At 50.0% G+C, this 7,449-nt stretch carries 6 protein-coding genes; 2 read left to right on the top strand and 4 right to left on the bottom strand.

The features are described 5' to 3' along the window. The 4 genes from G441_RS0117510 to G441_RS0117495 all read right to left on the bottom strand — a co-directional run. On the bottom strand, positions 1–308 hold a 308-nt coding region (locus G441_RS0117510), incomplete at its 3' end, for an IS110 family transposase (protein WP_026377535.1). Between the two features lie 110 nt (positions 309–418). After that, positions 419–1,990, bottom strand: coding sequence for an AMP-binding protein (locus G441_RS0117505; protein ID WP_034475528.1), 1,572 nt, complete (start codon positions 1,988–1,990; stop codon positions 419–421). Between the two features lie 121 nt (positions 1,991–2,111). Further along, positions 2,112–2,882, bottom strand: a complete 771-nt coding sequence (locus G441_RS0117500; protein ID WP_026377533.1) for a ParA family protein — start codon at positions 2,880–2,882, stop codon at positions 2,112–2,114. Positions 2,883–2,985: 103 nt separating this feature from the next. Further along, positions 2,986–3,411, bottom strand: coding sequence for a hypothetical protein (locus G441_RS0117495; protein WP_034475526.1), 426 nt, complete (start codon positions 3,409–3,411; stop codon positions 2,986–2,988). A 91-nt stretch (positions 3,412–3,502) separates the two neighbouring features. Here G441_RS0117495 and G441_RS0117490 point away from each other — a divergent pair, with 91 nt between their 5' ends. Further along, positions 3,503–4,597 carry a PQQ-dependent sugar dehydrogenase gene (locus tag G441_RS0117490; RefSeq protein ID WP_034475524.1) on the top strand — a complete coding sequence of 365 codons (1,095 nt, stop codon included), beginning with the start codon at positions 3,503–3,505 and terminating at the stop codon, positions 4,595–4,597. A 177-nt stretch (positions 4,598–4,774) separates the two neighbouring features. Further along, positions 4,775–7,387, top strand: a complete 2,613-nt coding sequence (gene acnB / locus G441_RS0117485) for a bifunctional aconitate hydratase 2/2-methylisocitrate dehydratase (protein WP_026377530.1) — start codon at positions 4,775–4,777, stop codon at positions 7,385–7,387. Positions 7,388–7,449: the final 62 nt, after the last annotated feature.

The raw sequence follows: 7,449 nt of genomic DNA, 5'->3' as shown, positions 1-7,449 counted from the left end.
TGACGTGCAGCAATGCCAATAGCTACTGCGTCATTTTTATCGGTCTTGTGTCCATGCAAGAAATTCTTCGCGAACCTTGCAGAGATAATGATGGCCTGATGTCCTAGTGCTATCGCTTCTTTCGCCCAGAAATGGGCACTGCCGCAGGCTTCTAAAGCAACTAGCGAAGGTGGCTGATTAGTCAGCCATTTTACTAAGTGCTGACGACGTATCTCGCGATTAACTTTAATGTTGTTGTGCTTATCTAAAGCACACACTTGGAACACAGATTTTGCTATATCGATAGCGATTACGTTACCTTTGTACATGTATGGACTCCGGGTGTTTAGTGTCAAAAACAACCTACCTCCCAAGGGAGGAGGAGTCCATACATCGGAATCGCGCAGCGATGTCCGGGGCCTAGCCTACCTACAAAACGCTACTTACGCAGCTCGCGGCGCAAAATTTTACCGACTGAAGATTTAGGCAGTTCATCCATGATGGTGATCTTCTTCGGTACCTTATAAGCGGTAAGCTGTTCGCGGCAGTGCGCGACGATATCAGCTTCTTCAACTTCGGTATTCACCGAAATGTAAGCACTGACCTTCTCGCCAGTCTTGTCATCAGGCTCGCCAATGACGGCCGCTTCAACCACAGCAGGGTGCTGGGTCAGCACATTTTCAACTTCATTTGGATAGACATTAAAGCCTGACACGATGATCAGATCTTTCAGACGATCAACAATTTTGATGCATCCATCGGGTAATCTTACGCCCACATCGCCGGTTTTAAAGTAGCCATTTGATGTCATGACTTTGGCAGTTTCATCCGGGCGCTGCCAGTAACCTTGCATAATCTGTGGGCCTTTGGCTGCAATTTGCCCTTCCTGGCCATCGGCAACCGGTTGGTCGTCGTCATCGAGCAGCTGAATATCGGTATCGATAAGCGGCGTGCCGACGCTACCCAGGTTTTCTGCTCCAGGCGTATTGAAGGTTAGTACTGGAGAGGTTTCTGACAATCCATACCCTTCGGTGATCATACAACCTGTGGTCTTTTTCCAGATGTCGACAGCGGCCATCGTCAGCGCGGTGCCGCCAGACAGGGTCAATTTTAGTTTGCTGAAATCCAGCTGTTGAAAATCCGGATGCTGACCGAGACCGACAAACAGCGTGTTAATGCCGGCAAAGGTCGTAAACTGGTACGGCTCGATGGCCTTGATAAAGGCATCCGGGTCACGTGGGTTGGGGATCAGTACGGTCAAACAGCCCTTGGCGAAGAACGCCATCATACAAACCGTAAACGCATAGATGTGATAGAGCGGCAACGGACAGATAACGATCTCTGCACCTTCTTCAAAGTTATCCTGCAGACGGTCGAGCATCTGGATACAGTTACTGAGCACGTTACCATGGCTCAGGGCTGCGCCCTTTGATACGCCAGTAGTCCCACCGGTGTATTGCAAGATGCAAATATCATCAAGCGATACATCTGGACGTGGCGGCAAATCAAGTTCCATGCCCGCTTTAATGGCATGATTCATGGCAATACAGCCTGCCGGTGCGTCATCCATGTTGTTCGTTAACAGGTCTGTCGCTTGCGTCGTGACAACCGTGGTGACGTCAGTATCTTGTTTGATGGCTTCGAACTTTGGCAGTAGGTCGGTAAGAATGATCAGCGCCTTGGCACCTGAATCTTTAAACTGATGTTGCATTTCACGCGGTGTATACAAAGGGTTGGTGTTTACCACCACCAACCCGGCTCGCAATGCGGCATAAACGGCTATGGGGTTCTGGTTAAGGTTTGGTAACTGAATAGCAATGCGGTCCCCCGGGTTTAATCCACCTTCCGCCAGCAACCAGGCGGCCAGTGCACGGGATTTTTGCTCGACCTCAGCATAGGTGATTTCCTGACCTAGTGCGCTGTAGGCGCGGTTGTCGGGAAACTGGGCGAAAATATGTTCAATGTAGTCAGCAAGGCTTTTCGCGCTTGCAGGCACCAGAGGATAATCCATAGCGAGTCCTGTATAGTTGTTTTACTCTGCGATCAATATTGCCGAGGTAGGGATTCGGATCAGCAATACGTTACGTTTTTCTAACAGAATAATAACAAACGCTCGAACCCTGTCGAGCTATTCAGGACAACTGCTCTAACTCATCAAACAGCTCGCAAAACTGCTGTGTTAATTTGTGTCTGGGGGCAAGATGAATCAGTGGCTTGCTGGCGGAATGCGACTCGCGCATCTTTACTGAACTACTCAGATGGGTATTCAAAACAGGTAAATCTTTTGCCTTCAGGTCGTCAACCAGTGACTGCGGCAGCTTCGCCTGTGCATTAAATTGATTAACGATGATCCCCTCTACCTCTAATTCCGGGTTGTGGTCACCCTTGAGCTCCATAATATTATCCAATAGATGCATGATGGCCTGACTGGAAAAGCCGTCGCAGTCAAATGGTATAAGTACTGAGTCGGCGGCGATAAGTGCAGCTTTTGAATAGAAATTGAAATTTGGCGGCGTGTCGATATAGATACGGTCAAAAGTTGCTGAAAGCTCGGTCAACGCTTCCTTGAGTTTGTACATTTTATAGCGGGATTCTAGCTCACGTTCGACATTCGCCAACTGCGGGTCTGACGCCATCAGGTAGAGATTTTCGAAAGGGGTTTCATGAACAAAATCAATGGCGGGGAGTGGTTTCAGAAACCAGCCAACGGTTTGTTTGAATAAGTCAGCCACCGTGTGTTTGATGTTTGCATTATCTCCGACCAGATAATGGCTGGTATTACCCTGCGTGTCCAAATCCACGATCAGCGTTTTTAGGCCCCGGCGGGCACTGATAGCAGCGAGATTAACACTGATACTGGACTTGCCGACACCGCCTTTCTGGTTAAACACCACGCGCTTCATGTATTCCGTTCCCTTTGCCATGTGATTGACTCACAGGCAGGATAAAGCCGACCCGTCTAAATGGCAATTACCGCATAGTCGCCATTCGTACTTTAAATGAGGTTTATCTGCTCAATCGACCAAATACCCAGCCTCCGGCCACGCCGGCAGCGCACTGTGCAGCAAATCCCAGAGGACCTCGGGCACCGACTAACAGATGCGCATCAATGTATGGGTGCATAGCCAGTAAGATACTCATCATGGCGACGCCGCCCGCGACGGCAAACCACAGCGAATGGGTAATGATCCCCTTTCGTCGCAGTACTGTCGTTACCCAGAAGGCAATCAACAATCCGGCGGCTACCGCGGCACCATATTTGGGCAACATACCGGCCATATCCTGAGCGGTAGTGCGCAGACGGTCCCATAAGGAAATGTCGATGCCCAGTTCCGAAAGCCTGAATAACACAAACTGTGTATGTGCAACGCTCGCCAGCATGAAAGTAATAAACGTCGAGAGGATAAACGCATAGACGATTTGTTTAGACATATAAAGCGATATAATTGTGGAACGCTGGATTTTACGCAGTTTGGCATGGCAGACTGTATTTGTGTAGACCCTCACTAAACTCGGAGCAACGATGTATCGCTTCTGGCTGACACTGTTTTCCATCTTCATTACTTTTAGTTCAGGTGCTGCGAGTAAGTACTCGCTTCAGGAGCAGTACACGGGGCTTAATACGCCATGGGCGCTAGAGCATCTGCGTGACAACACCTGGCTGGTGACGGAAAAATCGGGTCGCTTGTGGTTGCTGTCTGAACAGTCCAGAACTGACATTGCTGGGCTACCGGGTGACATTTATTCAGTGGGGCAGGGCGGCTTGTTAGATGTGTTGGTTGATAGCGAGTTTGCACAGACGCAGCGTCTTATTATCAGTTATGTAAGCGGTGATAGCAGCGCCAGTCGATTAAATGTTATCAGTACAGTACTTAACAATGACAGCTTGACGGATAGCAAGATATTACTCAGTGTCAGCCCGGATAAAGATACGCCGGTACATTATGGAGGAAGGTTGGCACAGCTGCCGGATGGTTCATTGCTGGTGACAAGCGGCGACGGTTGGGATTATCGTGAAGATGCACAAAAGCTTACCAGTCAGTTGGGAAAAATTCTGCGCGTTAATAAGGACGGCAGCATCCCACAAGATAACCCCTTTGTTCGTCATTCCTCGCCTCAGGCTGCCGCTATGTTCAGTATTGGGCATCGTAATCATCAGGGGCTGATTTTTGATACCCAGACTAACCGCATCTGGTCCCACGAACACGGCCCTGATGGCGGTGATGAGATCAACATTATTCGCGCGGGCGAAAATTACGGTTGGCCAGTGATCACTGAGGGTAAGGACTACATCGGCGCGAATATTTCACCTTTCACTGCTTATCCAGGTATGCGTCAGCCCTTATTTGGCTGGAGCCCTTCTGTCGCACCCTCAGGGATGATTTTATATCGGGGAGAAGCTCACCCGGAATTTGACGGCAACTTGCTGATCACAACGTTAAAAGACCAGTCTGTGCTGCATGTGACGTTAGACGGCGACAAGGTCATCGACTCAATGGCTCTCGACCTCGGTGTTCGTCGCCGATGGCGTGATATCGACGTCGGTCCTGACGGTGGCATTTATCTGCTCAGTGACGGCGCAAACGCCGCACTGTACCGATTGATTGTCGCGAAGTAGCGTGTTGAAGCTTCTGAACTGATTGTTTTTATAGGCATTATTTAACTGAATAGTGGCCATAACCCGGCTGAAACACCAATACATTCAAATTTTTACTGAAAATCGCTATACTTCTCCGGTTTCATATCCATGCTTTGCCGCAACTCTGCGGGCAAAGATCAACAAGAGGAAGAAATCGTGTTAGAAGCGTATCGTAAACACGTCGCTGAGCGTGAAGCTGAAGGGGTACCCCCAAAACCATTGAACGCTGAACAAGTCGCTGGTCTGGTTGAGTTGTTGAAGAACCCTCCAGCAGGTGAAGAAGCGTTTCTGCTCGAACTGATTTCAGAGCGTGTACCTCCAGGTGTAGATGAAGCCGCTTACGTCAAAGCGGGCTTCCTGACGGCGATTGTAAAAGGTGAAGCCAGCTCTCCGCTGATCAGCAGAGATGCTTCAGTGCAGTTGCTGGGCAACATGCACGGTGGTTACAACATCGCCACATTGGTCGACTTGCTGGAAGATGCAGACCTCGCTGAACTCGCCGCCGAAGAGCTGAAGCACACGCTGCTGATGTTCGATGCATTCCACGACGTAGAAGAAAAGCACAAAGCGGGTAACAAGTATGCCACTGACGTCATGCATTCGTGGGCAGAAGGCGAGTGGTTCACGTCACGTCCGGAAATTCCGGAAAAAATCACTGCTACCGTGTTTAAAGTAACCGGTGAGACCAATACTGACGATTTATCTCCTGCGCCAGATGCATGGTCACGTCCTGATATTCCTCTGCACGCACGAGCGATGTACAAAATGACGCGTGACGGCCTGGAGCCTGAAAAACACGGTGAAGTCGGCCCTCTCAAACAGATTGAAGAGATCAAAGCGAAAGGCCACCCAGTTGCGTTCGTTGGTGACGTTGTCGGTACAGGTTCTTCACGTAAATCTGCTACAAACTCGGTATTGTGGTTCTTCGGTGAAGATTTGCCGGGCGTGCCCAATAAGCGCGGTGGCGGTATCTGTATTGGCGGTAAAGTGGCGCCTATTTTCTTTAATACCATGGAAGATGCTGGTGCGTTGGTATTCGAGGCTGACGTTGACAACATGAACATGGGCGACGTGATCGATATTATGCCTCTGGACGGCAAGATCACGAATGCTGAGACGGGTGAAGTTCTGGCTGAGTACAGCTACAAGTCGAAAGTATTACTGGATGAAGTGCGCGCTGGTGGTCGTATCAACCTGATCATTGGTCGTGGCCTGACTGAGAAAGCCCGTGAATCACTGGGACTGGGCGATACCGATCTGTTCCGTAAGCCAGAGCAGCCAAAAGACACTGGTAAAGGCTTTACGCTGGCACAGAAAATGGTCGGTAAAGCGTGTGGCGTGGAAGGTGTACGTCCAGGAACTTACTGTGAACCCAAGATGACTACCGTTGGCTCTCAGGACACCACTGGCCCAATGACGCGTGACGAGCTGAAAGATCTGGCATGTCTCGGTTTCACGGCTGACCTGACCATGCAGTCATTCTGTCACACGGCAGCTTATCCTAAGCCGGTAGACATCGATACTCAGCACACGTTGCCAGATTTCATTATGAACCGTGGCGGCGTATCTCTGCGTCCGGGTGACGGTATTATCCACAGCTGGCTGAACCGTATGCTTCTGCCTGATACAGTGGGTACGGGCGGCGATTCACATACCCGCTTCCCTCTTGGTATCTCATTCCCGGCGGGTTCTGGTCTGGTTGCCTTTGCTGCAGCCACTGGCGTCATGCCGTTGGATATGCCTGAATCTGTTCTGGTACGTTTCAAAGGTGAACGACAGCCTGGTATCACCCTGCGTGATTTGGTCCATGCTATTCCTCTGTATGCCATCAAAAAAGGTTTGCTGACAGTTGAGAAGAAAGGTAAGAAAAATATCTTCTCTGGTCGCGTACTTGAAATTGAAGGTCTGGAAGACCTTACTGTTGAGCAGGCGTTTGAATTGTCTGACGCGTCAGCCGAGCGTTCTGCAGCTGGCTGTACTATCAAGCTTTCAGAAGAATCAATTGCTGAATATCTGCGCTCTAATGTGACCATGCTGCGCTGGATGATCAACGAAGGTTATGGCGATCCACGCACACTTGAGCGTCGCGCACGTAAGATGGAAGAGTGGCTGGCGAATCCTGAGCTGATGGAAGCCGATGCCGACGCGGAATACTCAGAAGTTATCGAGATTGACCTGAGCGAAATCAAAGAGCCAATCTTGTGCTGCCCGAACGACCCGGATGATGCGAAGACATTGTCAGACGTTGCTGGCGATAATGTTGATGAAGTGTTCATCGGTTCATGTATGACCAATATCGGTCACTTCCGTGCTGCGGGTAAACTGCTTGAACAATACAATCAAACGCTACCCACCCGTCTGTGGATGTCACCACCGACTAAGATGGATAAAGCTCAGCTGATGGAAGAAGGTTACTATAACGTCTATGGACGTGCCGGTGTGCGTACTGAGATGCCTGGCTGTTCGTTGTGTATGGGTAACCAGGCACGCGTTCTGGCTGGTGCGACAGTATTGTCTACCTCTACCCGTAACTTCCCGAACCGTCTGGGTGATGGCGCGAATGTATACCTGTGCTCTGCCGAACTGGCAGCGGTTGGTGCAATTGTCGGTAAGATCCCAAGTGCCGACGAGTACATGCGTTATGCCAGCAACATCAACTCAATGAGTGCAGATATCTATCGTTATCTGAACTTTGACCGTATGGATGACTTCAAGAAGGCCGAGCAGGAGGCCAGCGAGAAGATTATTCCTACGCTGAACATCGCATAACGTCGATAGTCACTACAAGAGGGCACCATCTGGTGCCCTTTTTACGTTTTGGCGTGTATAAA

This window comes from Aestuariibacter salexigens DSM 15300 (assembly GCF_000429145.1).
GTDB classification, from domain to species: domain Bacteria; phylum Pseudomonadota; class Gammaproteobacteria; order Enterobacterales; family Alteromonadaceae; genus Aestuariibacter; species Aestuariibacter salexigens.
This window is presented reverse-complemented; position numbering and strand designations above follow the sequence as displayed.